At 59.8% G+C, this 19,141-nt stretch carries 17 protein-coding genes; 6 read left to right on the forward strand and 11 right to left on the reverse strand.

Annotation, left to right across the window (positions count from 1 at the left end):
• The first annotated feature begins 64 nt into the window (after positions 1–64).
• Both ABVT35_RS04395 and ABVT35_RS04400 read left to right on the forward strand, forming a co-directional pair.
• Positions 65–586, forward strand: a complete 522-nt coding sequence (locus ABVT35_RS04395) for a TRAP transporter small permease (protein WP_368465062.1) — start codon at positions 65–67, stop codon at positions 584–586.
• The gene (locus tag ABVT35_RS04400; protein ID WP_368465063.1) at positions 586–1,899 is read left to right on the forward strand and encodes a TRAP transporter large permease subunit; all 1,314 of its coding nucleotides are present in this window, start codon (positions 586–588) and stop codon (positions 1,897–1,899) included. The genes ABVT35_RS04395 and ABVT35_RS04400 overlap by 1 nt, the downstream gene beginning before the upstream one ends.
• An 86-nt stretch (positions 1,900–1,985) precedes the next feature.
• Here the strand turns inward: ABVT35_RS04400 and cofH are convergent, their stop codons facing one another.
• Genes cofH through ABVT35_RS04455 form a run of 11 tightly spaced genes read right to left on the reverse strand, consistent with a single transcriptional unit; the run spans position 1,986 to position 15,165 of the window.
• A complete protein-coding gene (cofH, locus tag ABVT35_RS04405) occupies positions 1,986–4,349 on the reverse strand; it encodes a 5-amino-6-(D-ribitylamino)uracil--L-tyrosine 4-hydroxyphenyl transferase CofH (RefSeq protein WP_368465064.1) in 2,364 nt (787 codons plus the stop codon).
• Positions 4,346–5,011, reverse strand: a complete 666-nt coding sequence (gene cofC, locus ABVT35_RS04410) for a 2-phospho-L-lactate guanylyltransferase (RefSeq protein WP_368465065.1) — start codon at positions 5,009–5,011, stop codon at positions 4,346–4,348. The genes cofH and cofC overlap by 4 nt, the downstream gene beginning before the upstream one ends.
• Positions 5,008–5,970 (reverse strand): 2-phospho-L-lactate transferase, encoded by a 963-nt coding sequence (gene cofD / locus ABVT35_RS04415; RefSeq protein WP_368465066.1) that lies wholly within the window; start codon positions 5,968–5,970, stop codon positions 5,008–5,010. Before cofD ends, cofC begins: the two co-directional genes overlap by 4 nt.
• A complete protein-coding gene (cofE, locus tag ABVT35_RS04420) occupies positions 5,967–6,800 on the reverse strand; it encodes a coenzyme F420-0:L-glutamate ligase (protein ID WP_368465067.1) in 834 nt (277 codons plus the stop codon). Before cofE ends, cofD begins: the two co-directional genes overlap by 4 nt.
• On the reverse strand, positions 6,754–7,428 hold the full coding sequence (gene npdG, locus ABVT35_RS04425; RefSeq protein ID WP_368465068.1) for an NADPH-dependent F420 reductase: 675 nt from the start codon (positions 7,426–7,428) through the stop codon (positions 6,754–6,756). The genes cofE and npdG overlap by 47 nt, the downstream gene beginning before the upstream one ends.
• Positions 7,429–7,465: 37 nt before the next feature.
• Positions 7,466–7,897, reverse strand: a complete 432-nt coding sequence (locus tag ABVT35_RS04430) for a PaaI family thioesterase (RefSeq protein WP_368465069.1) — start codon at positions 7,895–7,897, stop codon at positions 7,466–7,468.
• Positions 7,898–7,906: 9 nt separating this feature from the next.
• On the reverse strand, positions 7,907–8,839 hold the full coding sequence (locus tag ABVT35_RS04435) for an LLM class flavin-dependent oxidoreductase (protein WP_368465070.1): 933 nt from the start codon (positions 8,837–8,839) through the stop codon (positions 7,907–7,909).
• A 29-nt stretch (positions 8,840–8,868) separates the two neighbouring features.
• The gene (locus ABVT35_RS04440) at positions 8,869–10,371 is read right to left on the reverse strand and encodes a class I adenylate-forming enzyme family protein (RefSeq protein ID WP_368465071.1); all 1,503 of its coding nucleotides are present in this window, start codon (positions 10,369–10,371) and stop codon (positions 8,869–8,871) included.
• A 9-nt stretch (positions 10,372–10,380) separates the two neighbouring features.
• A complete protein-coding gene (locus tag ABVT35_RS04445; protein WP_368465072.1) occupies positions 10,381–11,400 on the reverse strand; it encodes a TIGR03617 family F420-dependent LLM class oxidoreductase in 1,020 nt (339 codons plus the stop codon).
• Positions 11,401–11,413: 13 nt separating this feature from the next.
• Positions 11,414–13,096, reverse strand: coding sequence for a hydantoinase B/oxoprolinase family protein (locus ABVT35_RS04450; protein ID WP_368465073.1), 1,683 nt, complete (start codon positions 13,094–13,096; stop codon positions 11,414–11,416).
• Positions 13,093–15,165, reverse strand: coding sequence for a hydantoinase/oxoprolinase family protein (locus tag ABVT35_RS04455; protein WP_368465074.1), 2,073 nt, complete (start codon positions 15,163–15,165; stop codon positions 13,093–13,095). Before ABVT35_RS04455 ends, ABVT35_RS04450 begins: the two co-directional genes overlap by 4 nt.
• Positions 15,166–15,493: 328 nt before the next feature.
• Between ABVT35_RS04455 and ABVT35_RS04460 the strand changes: the two genes are divergently transcribed.
• From ABVT35_RS04460 to ABVT35_RS04475, 4 genes are all read left to right on the forward strand, one after another.
• A complete protein-coding gene (locus tag ABVT35_RS04460) occupies positions 15,494–15,994 on the forward strand; it encodes a MarR family winged helix-turn-helix transcriptional regulator (protein ID WP_368465075.1) in 501 nt (166 codons plus the stop codon).
• Positions 15,995–16,268: 274 nt separating this feature from the next.
• The gene (locus ABVT35_RS04465; RefSeq protein WP_368465076.1) at positions 16,269–17,465 is read left to right on the forward strand and encodes a DegT/DnrJ/EryC1/StrS family aminotransferase; all 1,197 of its coding nucleotides are present in this window, start codon (positions 16,269–16,271) and stop codon (positions 17,463–17,465) included.
• 115 nt (positions 17,466–17,580) lie between these two features.
• Positions 17,581–18,468: an NAD(P)-dependent oxidoreductase gene (locus ABVT35_RS04470; RefSeq protein WP_368465077.1), complete on the forward strand. Its 888-nt coding sequence runs from the start codon at positions 17,581–17,583 to the stop codon at positions 18,466–18,468.
• Positions 18,469–18,508: 40 nt separating this feature from the next.
• Positions 18,509–19,138 carry a flavin reductase family protein gene (locus ABVT35_RS04475; protein WP_368465078.1) on the forward strand — a complete coding sequence of 210 codons (630 nt, stop codon included), beginning with the start codon at positions 18,509–18,511 and terminating at the stop codon, positions 19,136–19,138.
• Positions 19,139–19,141 lie beyond the last annotated feature (3 nt).

Here is a 19,141-nt window from a genome sequence, read left to right on the forward strand (position 1 = left end):
TTCCGGCTGACACGCTAGGCTGGAATCAAAGGCCTCACACCGCGCCGACGGGACAACATTCGCCATGAATAGAGTTCTTGCCAGGTTCTTTGCTATCCACGATTGGCTTACGCAGGCAGCGGCTGTCCTTGCCGCGTTCGGGTTGATTGGCATCGTCATTTCCTATGTCTACGAAGTGGTCACCCGCTACTTTTTCAACGCGCCAACGGCATGGGTCAGCGACTTCGTGTCATACGCCTTGTGCGCATCGATATTCCTTGCCTTGCCGAAAGTCACGAAGGACAAAGGACACGTCGCGGTGACAATTCTGGTCGATATCGTGCCTAAAAGAATTGCCGACACGATGCACACCTGCATCAACCTCATCGGCTTTGGCTGTCTCGGCTTTGCCGCCTATATCAGCCTTCAGGAAAACATCCGCCAGTACACCAAGAACATCGAGACCCTGGCGATTGTCCCTGTTCCCCAGTGGTGGATTTCGAGCTTCATTACCTTCGGTCTTGCGCTCAGTTCGATCTATTTCCTGCGTTATGCCCCGGCATCGCAGCGGGTTCAAAACGACGTTCTAGCTGAGAGGCCCGGCTGATGGAGTGGTATATTACCCTTTTGGCCGGTGTCGCGATCCTGTTCGCGCTGTTTTTATCCGGCGCGCCGATTTTCCTGGCGTTTCTCTTTGCCATCCTGACCGGTGTCTATTTCATCATCGGACCCGCCGGTTATCCGATGTTTGCCAACAGCATTCTGGACACCGCGTCCATAACGTCGCTGGCCTCCATACCCCTTTTTATTTTGATGGGCGAGTTGCTGTTCCGCTCGGGAACGATGGATGTGCTGTTCGATTCCATCGATAAGCTCGTTGGCCGGGTGCGCGGACGCCAATACGTGCTCGTCGTCGTTCTGTCGGCCGTATTCGGCGCGCTGTCCGGCGTCGCCATGGCCGTCGCTGCCATGCTTGGGCGTGCGATCATGCCGGGCATGCAGGCGCGCGGCTACGACCGCGATATTGCCGCCGGTCTGATCGTCAGCGGCGCAAGCCTGGCGCCGATCATTCCCCCAAGTCTTCTGGCAATCATCGTCGGGTCCATTGCCGATGTCTCGATTGCAAAACTCCTGATCGCCGGTGTCATGCCAGGTCTTCTGCTCGGCGGGATATTCCTGGTCTACGTGTTTGGACGAATTGCCATGAATTCGAAACTGGCACCGGCCAATGTCAGCACTGAGCGCGGCGACATTTCCTTCGGTGAGCAGGCAATGGCGCTGGTGCGCGTATTGCCGTTTGCGATCGTCATTTTCTCCGTGATGGGTTTCATTATGCTGGGCATAGCGACGCCGTCGGAATCGGCTGCGACCGGTGTTTTGGGCGCGCTCATCACAGCAGCCATCTACCGCAATCTCAGCCTGAAGATGATCGGGGATTCGGTGATGGCGTCAATCACCGTCTCGGCAATGATCCTCGCCATCATGGTCATGTCGAAGATGTTTACGCAACTGCTCGCTTTTACCGGCGCGACCAGCGAGCTTGTCCAGCTTGTCGCCAATCTCGGCTTCGGCCCGATTATTATGCTGATCATCATGCTCGCGGTGCCGTTTGTACTATGCATGTTCATCGACACGATTGCGGTAATCCTTCTGACCATACCGATCTATCAGCCTGTCGTGACAAGCCTCGGGTTCGATCCGGTCTGGTTCTGGCTTCTGTTCCTGATCAACATCACCCTCGGCGCGATCACGCCGCCCTTCGGCTACACGCTGTTTGCCTTTAATGCCGTGGTGCCGGAAATGACCATCAGCGATGTCTACAAGGCGACCTGGCCGTTCGTGGTTCTGTTTCTGGTCGGCATTGCCGTCATTATCATGTTCCCGGGCATCGCAACCTGGCTGCCGAGCCTGACCGGGTGAGGCGTTCAATCGACAATCAGTGAAATGGATGCACATCGCGGACGGCAGCGTGTCGTCCGCGATGTGTGTTTTCCGTTAAGTTACAGTCAGATAATTGCTGGCGCGGTCAATGATGCCTGGCGGCGCTCGGGCGTGGCATTGCCGTAAAGGGTCGTGCGCTGGCGTGACGGCCTGCCGAGTTTTTCGAGCAGCGCCTCCATGGCCTCGGGCGTCATTTCCTGGCCGTGTTCGGCCCCGGCAGAGCGGGTGATCGTCTCGTTCATCAACGTACCGCCGATATCGTTGACGCCGGCGGACAGGCAAGCCGCGAGGCCTTGCGGACCAAGCTTCACCCATGATGCCTGAATATTGGTGATGAGCGGGTTCAGTGTCAGCCGCGCCACCGCATGGATCAGCAGCGCCTCACGCCATGTCGGACCGCGTCTGGAGCCGCCCTTGAGGTAGATCGGCGCTTCCATGTGAACGAAGGGCAGGGGCACGAACTCGCTGAAACCGCCGGTGCGTTGCTGCTGTTCGCGCAGCCTGAGAAGGTGCCTGGCCCAGTGCCGGGGCTGATCGATATGGCCGAACATGATCGTGGCGGTGGTTTTCAGTCCCAGCCGGTGGGCTGTATCGACAACCTCGAACCATTCGTCGGTGTTGATCTTGTCCGGGCAAAGGCGCGCGCGCACCTCGTCATCGAGGACCTCGGCGGCGGTGCCGGGCAGGCTTCCGAGCCCCGCATCGATCAGCTGTTCGAGAAAGGCGGCAATGGGAATGCCGAGTGTCTGTGCGCCCTGATGGATTTCAAGCGGCGAAAACGCATGGACATGAAGTCCCGGCACTTCGGATTTGATCGCTTTCAATATTTCCAGGTAGGTCCGGCCGGTATAGTTCGGGTGAATGCCGCCCTGGAGGCAGACCTCCACTGCACCGCGGTCCCAGGCCTCTTTGGCCCTTCGGGTAATTTCATCAAGGCCGAGATCATAGGGCCGGCCTCGCAGGTTCTCGCTCATCTTGCCCTTTGAAAAAGCGCAGAAACGGCACTTGAAATAGCAGATATTCGTATAGTTGATGTTGCGCGTCACGACGTAACTGACGGTATCGCCGCAGACCCTTCGGCGCAGTGTATCTGCGGCCCGGGTGACCTGCCGGATTTCTCCGTCACGCGCTGCCAGCAGCCGCTCGATTTCGGGCAGCCGCAAATCACTGCCGTCTATGGCTCGGTCGAGGATCCGGTCGAGTGCCCGGTCCTTGATGAAATTCGGTGTTCGTTTTTGTCGCGGCAGCGTTTGCTCTGCAATGCCGGGAAACCAGTCATCGGTGCGTGCCAGTCCGTCCGCATCGATTGCGTCAAGCACCTGCGACCGAAGGCCGGCATCGAGCCACTGATCTCCGTCCTCGGCAAATCGCGGATATATGCCGAGCCTTTCAACAAGGATCTTGCCGCAAGAAGCGGTATCGTCCGCGAGATGGTCGAGATGCGGCCAGGGGGCTTCCGGATTGACGTGGTCGGGCGTAACCGGTGACACGCCGCCCCAGTCGTTCAGGCCGCTGGCAAGCAATTCGGAGGTGCATCCGGCAGAAAGGTTCGGCGGTGCCTGGATCGATATGTCCGGCCCGAATATCAGCCGAGCAATGGCAATTGTCCATTGCAGGTCGGCAAGGTCCGGTTCCGGCGCGTCAGCCATGCGCGTGCCCGGCTTGGCGCGGAAATTCTGGATGATGATTTCCTGGACATGGCCGTAGCGATCATTGAGATCGCGCAGGGCCAAAAGGCTCTCGATCCGCTCGCGCCGGGTTTCGCCGATACCGATCAGGATGCCGCTGGTGAACGGCACCTTCTGCCGGCCTGCTTCTTCAATCGTGGCAAGCCTGACCGTCGGATCCTTGTCGGGCGAACCGTGATGGCAACCGCCCCGTTCCAGGAGCCGCGGCGACACGCTTTCCAGCATAATGCCCATCGACACGGAAACTTCCCGAAGGGACGCGATTTCATCCGTATCCATGATGCCCGGATTGAGGTGCGGCAACAGGCCGGTCTCACGGAAGACCATTTCGGCCATGGCGCGCAGATAGGCAAGGGTGCATTCATAGCCCAGATCATCCAGCGCCTTGCGCGCCGCCGCATAGCGCAGTTCCGGCTTGTCGCCGAGGGTAAATAGCGCTTCCTTGCAACCGGCCTCCTTGCCCTGCCGGGCAATTTCCAGCACTTCCGCCGGGCTCAAATAGGCGGCCCCGAGGTTTCTTGGCGCCTTTGCAAAAGTGCAATAATGGCAGACGTCGCGGCATAACTGGGTCAGTGGGATGAACACCTTGCGCGAATAGCTGATCAGCCTGCCATGGCCGGTGTCGCGAACCGCTGCGGCGCGGGCAAGCAGGGCGTCCTGCGGCTGTTCAAGCAGCGCAAAAGCCTCTGCCTCTGACAGGCGCGATGCCATTGCACCGATATTGATCATCATGGTGTTCATGCTGCCCCCCTGTCGATCATCTGGTTAGTCACCGAGCCGCGCAATTTGCCGAGAAACTCATGTGTGGCGCCGGCAGCGGTGCACATTGCCAGATCGTGAAGATCGGCGGGTGTGTCTATGTCGAGGGCCATGCCCGGGGCGTCCAGTATCTCCGGCTGAATTCCGCACGTCTGTGATGCATATTTGTAGCCGGCAAAACTGTTCGGGCCGAAAGCCGGCCGGATGTGGCCCTTGGCGGAAAGGAACAGCCCGTTGGTGCCTTCCTGATCACGCGCTGCGACAAGACGAATGGTTTTTGCGCTTTTGTCCGCCGGTGCAATCAGCGCGGCAATTTCCGTGCTTGTTGCCAGTGGGATATCGCCCGGCAGAATGGCGGCATTCCGTTCCGATGAAACTTCCGCCAGTCCGAGAATGACCGCCTCGTTATAACCCTTCGCCTGCGTTTCCCGGACCGTTTGCGCTCCATATTTGCGGGCGATGTCGAACACCGCATCGTTGCTTGCGACAACAAGGGCGCCGCTGTGATCGAGCGCACTGACGGTTGCAAGCAGATCCTCCAGCATGGCCAGCACCAGCCCGGAGCGTTCTGAAGGGGTCAACACACCGGAAAGGCGTTGTTTGGCCAGCGTGAGGTTCTTTATCGGGATTATGATCTTGGTCAACGTTCAATACCTCCACTCAGCCGGGCGGCAAAGCCGACGGTTCGGTTGGCAAGTTCAATGCGGTCGTTCAGATCGTTCATGATGGTCGGTGCAACCTCGACCTCCATTCCGAGATCGGCAATGGCGGGTGCGAGTTCGGCGTCCATTTCGTCGATGACCAGCCCGTCGATAAACCCGCGATAATGCCGCGCGATTTCAAGGGCCGAAGCCGGCATGCCCAGTTCCTTCATCATCTTTGCCGCAGGTCCCTTGAGCGCTTCGCCGCCGACGATGGGCGAGACGGCGACAATGGGTGCTCCGCTTTTACGCAACATATTGCTCAGTTCCGGCACGGCGAGGATCGGCGCGACGCTGACGAAAGGGTTTGAAGGCGCAATGATGATCACCGCGGGATTTTCCTTCAGCGCGGCAACAACTGCCGGGTTGGGCTGTGCCTTCTCGATACCCTCGAATTCAAAGCCGGTCACCGTGGGCGCGCAACGCTCGCGAACGAAGTAGTGCTGAAAGGCAAGTCGGCCTTCGGGCGTATCGACCATGGTTGCGACGGGCTGGTCGCACATTGGAAGAATGGGAATCTTGATGCCCAGCGCGTCCGAAATTTCCGCCGTGACCGCACTGAGGCTTGAACCCTTATTGAGCCGGTCCGTGCGCAGGACATGCAGGGCAAGGTCGCGGTCGCCGAGATTGAACCAATCCTCGCCGCCGATCTGGCGCATGGCTTCCATGAAACCCCAGCTTTCGCCGGCACGGCCCCAGCCGCGCTCGCGGTCTGCAAGGTCTGAAAGCGTGTAGATCACCGTATCGGTATCGGGGCAGATCCGCAGGCCGAAATGATCGAAATCGTCGCCGGTGTTGGTTACGACCAGCAGCCGTTCGGCGGGCAGTGCGTGTGAAAGGCCGAGGACCAGCTTTGCGCCGCCGACGCCACCGGACAGGGCAAGGATACGGTCGTTGCTCATCGGAACAAATCCTCGGATATGTCGCGGATGAGGTCCGCCGCGGGCCGGGCAGGGGCGTTGTCCGATGCGCTGAATTCAAGCCCGCGGATCAGAACCACGGGCCGGCCCTCTGCGCCCTGTCCCTGAACAAGAGAGGCGGTTGCGGCCAGTTCGTCGGCAATCGCCTGCTGACTGACTTGGAGTTCACGGCCGAACATGTCCTTTTCGCCGCGCTGGTCCCAAAGGCTTGGAACGCCGGCAGCGCCAATCGCCACGCCCGTTGTCCCGAGCCGCCACGGACGGCCGAAACTGTCATTGATGATGACACCGACATCAGCATCCGCGCGAATGCGAAACTGCTCTCGAAGCTCCCCGCAGGACCGGTCAGGATCGGTAGGCAGTAGCAGCACGTTGTCTTCACCATCCTCAGAGGCGACATTGGAAGCGTCTATACCGGCATTTGCCATGACCCAGCCGTTGCGGTGTTCGGTGACCAGAACACCCGGCACCTGACGAATGACCGCGCGGCTTTCGGACAGGATCACCTCCGCCAGCCGTGGATCCTTGTCCGTGGCCTCAGCCACGTCTCTGGCCCGCTGGCTCGGAACGACCGTGTTCAGATCAACCAGCCTGCCTTCCGATTTGGAGACGATCTTTTGCGCTAGGACGACAATATCGCCGTTTTCAAGTGTCAGGCCGTTGCTCTTCAGAACATCGACAACAATATGCGCCAGATCGTCTCCGGGAACGATCATGGGAAAATTGTCGAGCGCCTGAATGGTCAAGGCCTTGGTCATGTCGCTGTCAGCTCTGAGCTGGCGCTGGATCGCCTGTGATTCGAATACCGGCACCGGGAATCTTGTACTGACCGTTGATGAAGATCAACGCCGATGTCAACGCTTCGGCAACGGCTGAATTGTCGATCCGCCCCGCATGCCAGGCTTTCATGCCGGCGTCGGTCGCAAGCGCAACGACCTGGTTCCGCGCCTCAGGGTCGTTTCCGCATACCAGCACATCGCAGTCGATAGCGTGATCGAGATCGGCCAGATGCGCAGCTGCAACGTTCTGAAAAGCCGAGACGACACGGACGTTCTCGCCCAGAATTTGTTGCACTGCCTTGGCGACCGATCCGCCCTCGGGAAGTTGCACGGTGCGCACCTTGGGTGGCATCAGCGGGACAGTGACATCGATCAGGATTTTGCCGTCAAGATGCGGGCGAATGGTTTCAAGCGTGGCTGCGTGGCTGGCATAGGGCACCGTCACAGCAACGATGTCGCCCTGTGCGGCGGCCTCCGCGTTCTCCAGCCCGGCAATCTCGGCTCCGGCCTTGGCCGACAGCTCGCCTGCTATCTCCTTTGCCCGCGCACCATCGCGCGAACCGATTGTCACGGCATGGCCGGCCCTTGCCCAGCGAAGGGCCAGTCCGGCGCCCAGCGCGCCCGTGCCGCCGATGATTGCAATTTTGATTTTGTCGGTCACGGTTCAGTCCTCCCAAACCAGTTTCAATTCTTGACGGTTAAACATTGTTCTTCGGTGGCCGGATCGCGTAGCAGGCGCGGCCGACGGCGACCAGGGTTCCGTCATCGTCGCAAATATCGACGTCCACAAAGCCCGCCGTTCGCCCGGACCGCCGCACTTTCGCGGTGGCTGTCAGGTCCGATGCGCCGGCAAGTCTTAGAAAGTCGGTGCTGAAATTGAGCGTCAGCATTGGTCCTGCCGCGACCAGCATCAGAGCATAGCAACCGGCTATATCGACCAGTGAGGCAATGACACCGCCATGCCATTGGTTGGTGTCGGGCTGGCGCTCGAATTCGGGACGCCAGTGAACCTTGAGAACCAGCGATTGCCGCTCGTTATCAACCTCCAGCACCTGCGGGCGGAAGAGCTGATGGTACAGCGATCGGCTGATCCGCTCCTGTATGTCCGATACCGTGAGTTGGTTGCTCATGGGTTCCCCTCAAACCGTGGTCATTTTCTGCAATTGCGGCAGGATTTCCGTAGCGCATTTGTTGACATAGTCCATGCGCTCTTCCGGCGGCATGACGAGCGCGATAACGATGTGGTTCGCACCGGCCTGTACATACTGACCGAGTTGCTCGACGATCCTGTCCGAAGGGCCGTAGGCGCAATATTTGTCGACTATCTTTTCAAACGGCATGTTGAAGCGGAAGCTGAGCTGCTCGATGGCACGGTTGCGCGCCTCCTGAACGTCGTCATGCATGCTGACATACATGAAGCTGGTAAAGGCGAAATCATCGGCCAGCGGACGATTGTATTCCTCGGCAAAGCCTCTGATCTTCTGCACCGATTCCGCCAGCAGGTCCGGCGTGTACATATAAGGCTGCCAGCCGTCGCCAAGGCGCGCGGCGCGGCGCATGGCCGGATCGCTCCTGCCACAGACCCAAAGGGGAGGGCCGCCCGGCTGGTGCGGCGTCGGCAGCATGTCGACGTCCTCCAGCTTGAAAATCTCGCCGTCATAGCTGAAGCGCTCTCCGCTCCAGTATTTGCGCATGATCTCGATGCCTTCATTGGCCCGCTTGCCGCGCTCGCCCATGGAAACGCCGCAGGCCTGGAACTCGCGCGGATAGTCGCCGCCAATGCCGACCGATGCGACCAGCCGGCCCTTCGACAGGATATCGAGCGATGTGAGTTCCTTGGCCATGATGGTCGGATGCCGCAGCGGTAGGATCAGCGTCGACGGTATCAGCTTGATCTTTTTAGTCACCGCCGCCGCATGGGCGAGAACCGTGACGACGTCGAGAATGGGGCGAAAGAAAACCATGTGCTCGCCCGTGGTCAGGAAGTCGTAGCCGGCCTCCTCGACCCCGGTGAGCTGTTCGGGTTCCCAGACGTCTCCGTCTACGTGAAATCCGACCTGAACCCTTGCCATCTTGTTCTCCCGTGCCTTTTGCCCGGCCCTCAGGCCGACTTGCGTTGTTCGATTTGTTTCTGGACCAGTTCTTCGAGATCGTTGCGACGCACTTTTCCGATGGCCGACAGGGGGATCTCGTCAATCTCAGTCATGAATTCAGGCCATTTGGCCTTGTCCAGACCGACCTCTTCACAATGCGCCCGCAGATCGTTGAGCGTGACCTCACCTGCCGCAACGACCACGGCCGCAAGGCGTGAGCCAAGCCTGTCATCCGGATAACCGACGATAGAGACATCGGTCACCGCCGGATGCCCGAGAAGCACATTCTCGATTTCCAGCGGTGAGATGTTCTCACCGCCCCGCAGGATGATATCGCGGGCCCGTCCGATCATTCGGATATAGCCGTCCGGACGCTGTTCGGCGGCGTCGCCGGTAGCGTACCAGCCATCGGGTTTCAGCTTTCCACCCGGATCGCCGCTCCAGTAGCCGGTCATCATCTGCTGCGGGCTGTGAAGCTCCAGCTCGCCGTCGACCACCCGTGTTGTTGTGCCGGGCAGGGCAATGCCGTCTGTCTCGAGCCGACGTTCAAGTTCCGCGTCGAGCGGAACCGCCGTCACGGCCCCGGCCTCCGAGGTGCCGAAATAGGACCAGATCTGGCAGTTCGGCAGTGCTTTGAGCCCGCGCTTTACCAGCGGCCGTGGCACCGGCGCGCCGGCGGAAGGGAAGAAACGCAGCGTCTTTAACCGGTCGCCGCCATTTTCCTCTGCCCACGTCACCGCATCCATGAGAAACGGCGTGGGGGCGACCGTGAAAGTACATCCGTGCCGCTCGATCAGGTCAACCGCCGTCTCGATGCGCCAGCGCGGCACCAGAACCATGACCGAATTCAGCAACAGGGACATGCGAACCCCGAACAAAAGCGCCACCGCGTGACCCACAGGCGATGAAACCAGGATCGGATCATCCGCCGTCAGGCCGAAATGCTGCGCAAAGACTTCCGTTTGCCGCTCGAGTGTCGCAGCGGTATGCATCGCAGCTTTCGGCGTGCCGGTCGTGCCCGATGTGCAGGCCAGCCAGACGATATCGTCCGGCTTCGTTGCGATGGGCTCTTCCGGGCCGATGGGTGCATCCTCATTCGGGCGGAAGCGGCGTTCTCCCAACTGGTCGAACAAAGGATTGTCGCCGACGAGATGTTCGGTCAGGATGACGCAGCTTGCATCGAGGATTTCTGCCAGTTCCGTGATGCTGGTTCCCGCTGCCCATGGCAAATTGACCAGGACCGCACCGCACAGCCGGATTGCCAGGTAGTCGACAACGAATTCAATGACATTGGGCCGCGCGACAATGACACGGCTGCCCGGGGTGACGCCCTGCGCGATCAATTGTCCGGCCCGGGCCCGGGACTGGGCGATGAGTTCGCCCACGGTAATCTGCCGGTCGGGCTCGGCAACGGCGAGCGAGTCCGGGTCACGCCCGCAAAGACGCGCCCATTCCTCGGCAATGAAGTCGCGGTCCGTCGCGATGCTGTCCATGTTTGCGCTCGTGCTCATGCCGCCCCACTAGATCTTCTTGATTTCGGTAACCAGATTTCCGACTTGCTCGTCGGTCAGCCCTTCGAACCAGGTTTCGTCGATCTGGATTCGGTTGACCTTTCCGCCGTAGCGCTTCTTCAGCGCACCCGGCAACGCATCCGGCTTGGCGATCACCGCATAGGCTTCCAGCATCTCGTCGGTTACGAGATTGCCCATCTCCTCCCATTTGTTTTCGCGGGTCATGGCCGCGAAATCCTCCTGGCTGACGGTCCAGCCGTGCATTGACAGCATTTCCTTGTATTCGGGTGTCGAGGCATAAAGCGCCACGCGCTCCTTCAGCCCCTTGACCACCTTGTCGATGCCGGCATCCGACGTGGCGCATCCGATAAAGCCGTAACCGCCGAGGTCGAGGTCTTTCAGCTTTCGGCCCGAGCGTTCCAGGCCGATTTCAAGGTTCGGCAGCATAACCTCCTCGTGCCATTTCCAGGTGATCGGATCGCCGGGAAGATGGCCATCGGCGAGTTCGCCGCACAGACGGCACATATATTTGTTGATCGCCGCCAGGTGTATTTCCGGGAAGCCGGATTCCAGCGGCCCCGGGTTGTAGTAGGGGATCATCAGATTGTGCTTGTAGTAGATCCCGTCATAGTCGAGCCTGGTGCCGTTCTGCCAGCAGTCCCAAATCGCCCGCAGCGCGTTGATGTAGTCCTTCATACGCCTTACGGGCGGCTGAAAATCCATGCCGAAGCGACGGGTCAGATGCGCCTTGATCTGCGAGCCGATACCCAGTTGAAACCGGCCTCCCGACAATTCGTTCAGCGACCAGGCGTCATAGGCGGTGGCCATCGGGCTGCGCGGGAAGGCGACAAACACCCCCGTCATCATCTTGATCTTTTCCGTCACCATCGCACCGGCAGCGGCCGAAAGCGTCGGCGGAACGGTGAGTTCCAGAAGGGTGGTGCCGTCATAACCGAGCCGCTCCGCCCGCGCGATCGCATCGGGTATCGCGGAAAGCTTCTTTGGCCGAACCATGGAATAAACGTGCATTTGCCTTACTCCGTCAGTTTGCTTGCTTGTAATGGCGATCGACAAACTCGTCAGAGTACTTGCCGCTGTTGTGATCCCGCGCGACCGCTTCCGGGTCGCGTTCTGCGGGATTACCGTAACCGCCGGCCCCCGGCGTCTCGACCGCTATGAGGGCGCCGAGCCGGACTTCCACCTCGTTTGGCTTGTCATCCAATCGCCGCTCGCCGTCCTTGTCGCGGATCAGGAACCGCCCCGAAGCGCCGTCCTCGCCGCCGAACAGCCCCCAGGGCTGATACCGGAACCGTTCGCCCGCTCCGTTAAACACGCATTCATGATCCACCGGGGTCAGAACCCGGCGCAGTCCCATACCGCCCCGGAACTTGCCCGCACCGCCGGAATCCTCAACGAAACTGTATTCTTCGACCCGTAGCGGATATTCCTGCTCGATCGATTCCACCGGCAGGTTCGACGTATTGGTGATGCCCACCTGCACCCCGTCCTTGCCGTCCTTTGTCGCCCGTGCGCCCATGCCGCCACCCAGGGTCTCAAAATAGAGGTAGGGTTTTCCGGTACGCGGATCGACGCCGGAAAAGACCGCGGTGGTGTTGGCTCCATTGGCTGCGGCGATTACCTTGTCTGGCAGCGCCTTGCTGAGCGCACCGAGCGTGACGTCGATCACCCGCTGGCAGGCATGCGCCCGTGCCGCAACAGGCGCGGGAAATTCGCAGCTCAGCAGCGACCCGGATTCTGCATGGATGTCCACGACATCTAGCACTCCCTGGTTGCTGGGCATCTCTGAATCAAGGGCGGCAATCAGTGCATAATTCACGCTGGCCTGCACCGCGTTGATCGTGGTGTTGATGTTGCCCTTTACCTGCGGGCTGGTGCCCGAGAAATCCAGATGGATGCGGTCGCCGCTCACCGTCAGCTTCAGACAGATCGGGATATCGAACGTATCAATGCCGTCGCCGTCCATGAAGTCGCTGAATTCGTAAACCCCGTCGGGGATTTCGGCGATGATCGCCCGCATGCGCGTTGCCGTGCGCGAGATGATCTCGTCGAATGCGGTCAGGACGTTTTCAAGCCCGTGGACCCCGACAACTTCCATGAACCGTCGCTGGCCCAGCCTGCATGAGGCAATCTGCGCATTGTGGTCGCCGCGCCGTTCTTCGGGCACGCGCACGTTCAACAGCATGATGTCCATGATGTCCTGCTGCAGCTCGCCCCTGCGAAACAGCTTGACCACGGGAATGCGCAGGCCTTCTTGATAAATCTCCGACATGCCACCGGCCATCGAGCCTGGAACCATACCGCCGATATCGGCGTGGTGGGCGATGTTGCAGACAAAGGCGACCAACTCGCCCTCGACGAAAATCGGCATCGCATAGTTGATGTCCGGAAGGTGCGTGCCCCCGGCGGTGTGAGGGTCGTTGGCGACGAATATATCACCTTCGTGGATGTCATCGCCGAACTTTTCCAGCACGCATTTCATCAAGCCGCCCATGGACGCGATATGGATCGGCAGCGTCAGCGCCGCCTGCACCACAAGCCGGCCTTCACGGTCGACGATAGCAATCGAGTGGTCCTTGCGTTCCTTGATGTTGGTCGAATAGGACGACCGCATCAGCGCCACAAAGCATTCATCGGCGATCGAGCGCAGCCCGTTGGCAATGATCTCCAGCCGGATAGGGTCGAGTTCAGGGGCGTCGATGCTCATGCTGTGCCCTCCTTATTGATTTTGATGATCAAATGTCCGTCGGGCGTCATTTCCGCGACGTCGCCGGGATAGACCGGCGTCGTCGTGTCCATCTGCTCGATGACCGCCGGACCGGTGATGCGTTGGCCGGGCTGCATTTCCGCGCGATCATAGATCCGGGCCTCGACCGGTTCATGAGCCTCGAAATACACCGGGCGCCGGTCGCGCGGGGTCGGCGTGCCGGGATCACCGGCCACATCCGGTTTGTCGGGGAATTCATGCAGCTTGGCGCTGGCCGAAAGCCGCACGTTGACGATTTCGATCGGGTCGGTGTCGCTCGAATAACCGTAGGCCACGTCATGCGCCTTGCAGAAGGCCGCATGAAGGTCCGCCGCGTTGGGCACATCGGTTCCGCTGAGCGTCGAACCGCCGGCAACCGGAACGGCCAGCTCGAAATTCTGGCCGACATAGCGGGCGTCGACCACCAACTGCACATGCCGCCCGCCTTGCGGGGCGTCTTCGCCGTCGAACCACTCGACGGCCCGGTCGTGCAGTTCCTCCAGCGTCAGCGCCAGTACCTTGACGCCATCCTCATCGATGGCAAAACGCCGGCTCGATACGAAATCTTCCTTCAGATCGGAGACCAGCAGCCCTTGCGCGCAGACGATCCCGGGCGCCGCCGGTACGACCATTTCGTGCATCCCCAGACTCACCGCCACGTCGCGGGCGTGCAACGGGCCGGCGCCGCCAAAGGGCATCAGGACGAATTCACGCGGGTCATGGCCGCGTTCCACAGAAATGGTGCGGATCGTGCGAACCATGTTGGCGACCACAATGCCGAGAACGCCGTGTGCCGTGCGTTCTACGGAAAATCCGAGGCGGTCGGCTATCGGCTGGTACACCTTGCGCGACAGTTCGGGATCGAGCCCCATATCGCCGTCGAGCAGGCCCCGGGACGACAGGCGTCCCAGCAGAAGATTGGCGTCGGTCGTGGTCGGCTGGTCGCCGCCGTTTCCATAACAGGCGGGGCCCGGATAGGCCCCGGCGCTGATCGGACCGGCCTTCAGCAGACCGTCACGGTCGAACCAAGCAACCGAACCACCACCCGCACCGACTGTTTCAACGTCGACGCAGGGCATCCGGATCGGGAAGCCGGCAACGTCGCGGTCGAATGCAAGATCGACTTTGTAGTCGCGGATCAGGGCGACGTCTGCGCTGGTGCCACCCATATCAAGGGTGATGATGTTCCGGCGACCGGTCTGGCGGGCGACATGGGCTGCGCCCACGGCTCCTGCAGCCGGACCGGAAAGCGCCGTGCGGACGGGAAACTCCCGCGACCGTTTCACCGACATCAGGCCACCGCTGGATTGGTTGATGCCCAGGTTGGCGTCAGGAGCACGGTCCGCAACACCCTTTTCAAGCGTCTGCAGATATTCCCACATGACCGGCTGCAGATAGGCGTTGAGAACCGTTGTTGAAAGCCGTTCGTATTCGCGGAATTCGGGCTGCACCTCCGACGACAGCGATACGGCGATTTCCGGTGCGCGCGAGCGAAGCGCGGCGGCGAATTTCTCCTCATGTTCCGAATTGCGGAAGGCGAAGAGGAAGCCGATGGCGCAGGCGCCGGTTCCGCTGGCGATCACCGCATCGATGGCTGCATCAATATCGGCATCGGTCGGGCTGCGGACGACCTCGCCCTGTGCGCCAATGCGTTCGTCCAGCTCTATGCGATGCTCACGGTCGGCCAGCGGAGCGGGGTGATCGTTTTGCAGGTCATACATATGAGGACGTGTCTGGCGACCGATTTCCAGCAGATCCCGAAAACCCTTGGTCGTGACAAGGGCGACACCGCTGCCGGTCCGCTGGATCAGCGCGTTGGTGCCAACTGTTGTTCCATGGGAGAGGCGTTCGATGTCATCAAGCGGAATCTCATACCGTTCGCACAGGTCAGAGAGACCCGACAGGATCGCCTGTGCCGGGTTTGCTGGCGTTGAGGGCGTCTTTCCGACATGAAAAATGCCCGCTTCGTCGTTGGCCGCGTAAAAGTCGGTGAAAGTTCCGCCGACATCCACACCTATTGTCCAGCCCATCCAACTGCCTCCCGGAAGAACATTGAGTAAAAAGTGCGTGCAAGAAACAGCTGTATGACAGCCCGTTTGCATAATAGGTAGTATACTACGTAATTTTCGGGAGTCAACGCTAATGACCGCGTCAGTGTCTGTCTCGCCGCTGTGCTGCAAGCTCCGGTTCAAACGGCGTCGATTGTGAGGTGGCATTGAAGAATGGATGCGGCAGGTTTGCAGGCCTGATGGCCCTCGGCTGGCGAAGGAAAGGCTTTAAGCTTTAAATAAGTGAAAAAATTGGGTAATCACTTTTCAGCCAATTTGCCTGCAACCGATCCATGGAAATCGAAACGTTATGAACGAGACGACACCGAAACGACGCGACTTTACCAGCTTGTGGGATCGGCCGGGGTTTCTCATCCGGCGGCTGCATCAGATTCATGTCGCTCTGTTTTTGGAAGAGTGCAGCGAATTCAACATCACGCCTGTGCAGTTCGGTGTCCTGACAGTGCTCTATGATCGAGAGACACTCGACCAGGTCACCATTGCCAACCAGATTGGCGCTGACAGAAATACCGTCGCGGATGTCATCCGGCGACTGGAGCGGCGCGGCCTGCTTGAACGGCCGGTCAGCGTGGCGGACAAACGCGCCAAGCTTGCGCGCATCACCGATGAAGGTCATGCATTCGTTGAAGCGGTACAGCCCAGGATGATCGAGGCACAGCGCCGTTTCACGCAACCGCTCGAGCGCGAAGAATACGATATTCTGATGAAATTGCTGCGCAATCTCATGCAGGAAAACAACGAAGCAAGCCGCGCACCGATGCGACCGGGTGTGCTGCAGCACGATGCCTGACTGTCCTTCATAGCCGGAACGGTTCGGATTGACGACCGGCAGCAGCGCGTGATTCTGTTTGTGAAGTGAGTGAAGCGATGCCTACGGCCCGGGCCGTAAGCCAATGAAATGAATCCTGATATCGGACGAGTACAAGGCCCGATTGCCGTGAATGGCGCGAAGCAGCGTGACTGGTTTGTTCTTCGGAATTGGTCACATGCACCGTCAGCCCTTTTGCCTATGATATGCCGTCGATCGCCAAAATCACCGGCTGAACAACAGGGCGGACCAATTCATGGCATCTCGTTCATTCCGAGGCAGTTTCACACAGCAGGAGCCGATCCCTGAGGACGCAATCGATGCGGCGGTTTCTGTTTTGCGCAGCGGTCGCCTGCATCGCTACAACCTGGCCGAGGGCGAACCCGGTGAAACCGCGCTTTTGGAGCGGGAATATGCCGACTGGCAGGGCAGCGCCTATTGTCTCGCGACGGCATCAGGTGGGCAGGCGATGCAGATTGCGCTGCGGGCTTCGGGTGTCGGACCCGGAGACAGGGTTCTCACAAACGCCTTCACGCTGGCGCCGGTGCCCGGTGCGGTTGCGGCGGTGGGCGGCGATCCCGTGCTCGTCGAAATTGACGAGAACCTGCGGCTGGACATGAATGATCTCGACGCAAAGGCGCGCGGCAGCGGTGCAAAATACCTGCTCGTGTCCCATATGCGGGGCCACCTTTGCGATATGGACCGGCTGATGGAAATAGCTGCACGGCATGGTCTGAAGGTGATCGAGGATTGCGCCCATACGATGGGCACGCGCTGGAACGGCAGGCGATCGGGCAGTTTCGGACTGGCCGGATGTTTTTCGACGCAGACCTACAAGCACCTGAATTCAGGAGAGGGCGGTTTGCTGACGTCGGACGATCCCGATCTGATGGCCCGCGCCACGATGCTTTCGGGAAGCTACATGCTGTATGCCCAACACGGCGCGGGGCCCGATGAATCCCAATTCGGCGAGGCGCGCTATCAAATGCCCAACATGTCGGCCCGGATGGATGCGTTGCGTGCCGCGATCCTCAGACCGCAACTGCGCGGGCTGGATGACAACATCGCGCGCTGGAACGAGCGATACGAGGCCGTCGCGTCGCGATTGCGAAGATGCCACGCCATCGCCATGCCCGAACGCCCGGAAAGCGAAGACATGGTCGGCTCGTCAATCCAGTTCCGCGTCCCGTCGCTTGACCCGGATGCTTGCCGCGGCCTGCTTGACGCCTGTGCTGCGCGGGGCGTCGAACTGAAATGGTTCGGCGGCACAGAGCCCAATGGTTTTACCTCCGCACACGGCTCCTGGCGTTACATGCGGGAACAGGATCTGCCGCGAACGGATGCAATCATGGCGGCGCTTTTCGACATGCGGCTGCCACTGACATTTTCGCTGGAAGACTGCGCGTTGATCGGGGACATCATCGTCGAAACTGCCATGGAAGTAGCACAGTGAAGGCTGAAATGCGGAAAGCCGCTGACCTGATGATTGGTTTGCCCTGCAATTTCAACACGTGAAACGCATTTGGAATTTGATTTCGCATGCGTTTTCTATGGCCTAGTAATGTTGCATGACAAATGATCAATCAAAGCGGCCTGACATGCACGTCGGAATCATCGGGCTGGGAAAAATGGGAAGCGCCATGGCCTCGCGCCTGGCGGAAGCGGAATTCATCGTCTCCGCGTGGACGAGGCGCGGCGTCTCAGAACAGGATGCCGAGGCTCTTGGAATAGAGGCAAAGCCGGACATTGCCTCCCTCCTTGAAGAATGTGATGTGGCCATTCTGTCGCTCCCGGACGATGCTGCCGTCATCACGGTTCTTGACCAGATTTGCCGTAGCCGACTGGATGGCAGGCTGATCGTTGATACCAGCACTGTCAGTCCCGATACATTGCGCAGCCGTATTGCAGCAATCGAAGCCGCCGGTGGTTCGGCGATCGACGCACCGATTTCCGGCTGGCCGCAGATGGTCGCGAGCGGCAGGGCCGGAATCTATATCGGCGGAAAGGAAGAGGATGTCGCGCGTTTCATGCCGATCGCCGCAGCCCTTTCCAACCGCATTCACCACGTCGGTGAACCGGGCGCGGGCGCAGCGGCAAAGATTGTCAACAACATGATGCTGACCGGCTATTGGCAGTGCCTCAAGGAGGCAATGCAGATTGGAAAGAAAGCCGGTTTAAGCGCTGAAAAGATGTTGGAAATTCTATCTGGAAGTCCCGCGGCAAACGGGTCCCTTGCAGGCAAGGCACCGGTCATATTGGGGCAGTCCGATGCCGTGAGTTTTACTGTCGACGGCGTTGTCGGTGATCTGACGCTCTTTACCGAAACGGCGGATCGGTTGGGTGTCGACACCCCCGCCATCGCCGCCGCGCTTGCCAGTTTCAAAGCCCATGGTGAAGCCGGCAATGGTGATGCCGATTTCATTACCATGGTGCGCAATGCCTATGATCAGGCGTAGCGTGAGGTCTTCACCCTGTTGAAACAGCACAAAGAAAAACATGTTTTTTGAACCCAAAAACGGGCACGGTCTGCCCCACAATCCGGTTGCCGCCTGCGTCGCGCCACGCCCGATCGGCTGGATTTCCACCCTGAGCAAGGACGGGATCGGAAACCTGGCGCCCTTCAGCTATTTCAACCTGGTGCACAATTTTCCGCCGACGGTTGCCTTTGCCTGCAACGGTCTGAAAGCCGATGGAAAGCCCAAGGACAGTTGGGTGAATGCGAAGGAAACCGGTGAATTCGTCTACAATGTCGCGACCTACGAACTGCGGGAAAAGGTCAATTTATCTTCGACGTCATGGTCGGCCGATATCAATGAAATGCATGAGGTTGGCCTGACACCCGAACCGTCACGGATCGTCAAGCCGCACCGGGTGGCGGAATCGCCGATCCATTTCGAATGCAAAACCATCGATATCCTGCACCTGCCGACCGAAAGGGAGGAAAACCCGAGCACCGTTGTCTTTGGGCAGGTGGTTGGCGTGCACATCGCCGAAGACTGCCTGACCGGCGGACTGGTGGATTACGATAAGGTGCAGCATCTGACCCGATTGGGTTATCTCGATTTCGCGACCATCGGTGAACGTTTTGCCATGCCGCGTCCCTATCACAAGACCGAGCAGGATTGAGAC

Source organism: Hoeflea sp. TYP-13, assembly GCF_040932035.1.
In the GTDB taxonomy this organism is placed as follows: Bacteria; Pseudomonadota; Alphaproteobacteria; order Rhizobiales; family Rhizobiaceae; genus Hoeflea_A.

Excerpts from the sequence above, each read along its gene's own strand:
- ABVT35_RS04400 (WP_368465063.1), top strand. The coding sequence starts at position 586 with ATGGAGTGGTATATTACCCTTTTGGCCGGTGTCGCGATCCTGTTCGCG.
- ABVT35_RS04460 (WP_368465075.1), top strand. The coding sequence starts at position 15,494 with ATGAACGAGACGACACCGAAACGACGCGACTTTACCAGCTTGTGGGAT.
- ABVT35_RS04470 (WP_368465077.1), top strand. The coding sequence starts at position 17,581 with ATGACAAATGATCAATCAAAGCGGCCTGACATGCACGTCGGAATCATC.
- ABVT35_RS04450 (WP_368465073.1), bottom strand. The coding sequence starts at position 13,096 with ATGAGCATCGACGCCCCTGAACTCGACCCTATCCGGCTGGAGATCATT.
- ABVT35_RS04455 (WP_368465074.1), bottom strand. The coding sequence starts at position 15,165 with ATGGGCTGGACAATAGGTGTGGATGTCGGCGGAACTTTCACCGACTTT.
- cofH (WP_368465064.1), bottom strand. The coding sequence starts at position 4,349 with ATGAACACCATGATGATCAATATCGGTGCAATGGCATCGCGCCTGTCA.
- ABVT35_RS04465 (WP_368465076.1), top strand. The coding sequence starts at position 16,269 with ATGGCATCTCGTTCATTCCGAGGCAGTTTCACACAGCAGGAGCCGATC.
- cofD (WP_368465066.1), bottom strand. The coding sequence starts at position 5,970 with ATGAGCAACGACCGTATCCTTGCCCTGTCCGGTGGCGTCGGCGGCGCA.
- ABVT35_RS04445 (WP_368465072.1), bottom strand. The coding sequence starts at position 11,400 with ATGCACGTTTATTCCATGGTTCGGCCAAAGAAGCTTTCCGCGATACCC.
- ABVT35_RS04395 (WP_368465062.1), top strand. The coding sequence starts at position 65 with ATGAATAGAGTTCTTGCCAGGTTCTTTGCTATCCACGATTGGCTTACG.
- ABVT35_RS04475 (WP_368465078.1), top strand. The coding sequence starts at position 18,509 with ATGTTTTTTGAACCCAAAAACGGGCACGGTCTGCCCCACAATCCGGTT.
- ABVT35_RS04440 (WP_368465071.1), bottom strand. The coding sequence starts at position 10,371 with ATGAGCACGAGCGCAAACATGGACAGCATCGCGACGGACCGCGACTTC.
- ABVT35_RS04430 (WP_368465069.1), bottom strand. The coding sequence starts at position 7,897 with ATGAGCAACCAACTCACGGTATCGGACATACAGGAGCGGATCAGCCGA.
- ABVT35_RS04435 (WP_368465070.1), bottom strand. The coding sequence starts at position 8,839 with ATGGCAAGGGTTCAGGTCGGATTTCACGTAGACGGAGACGTCTGGGAA.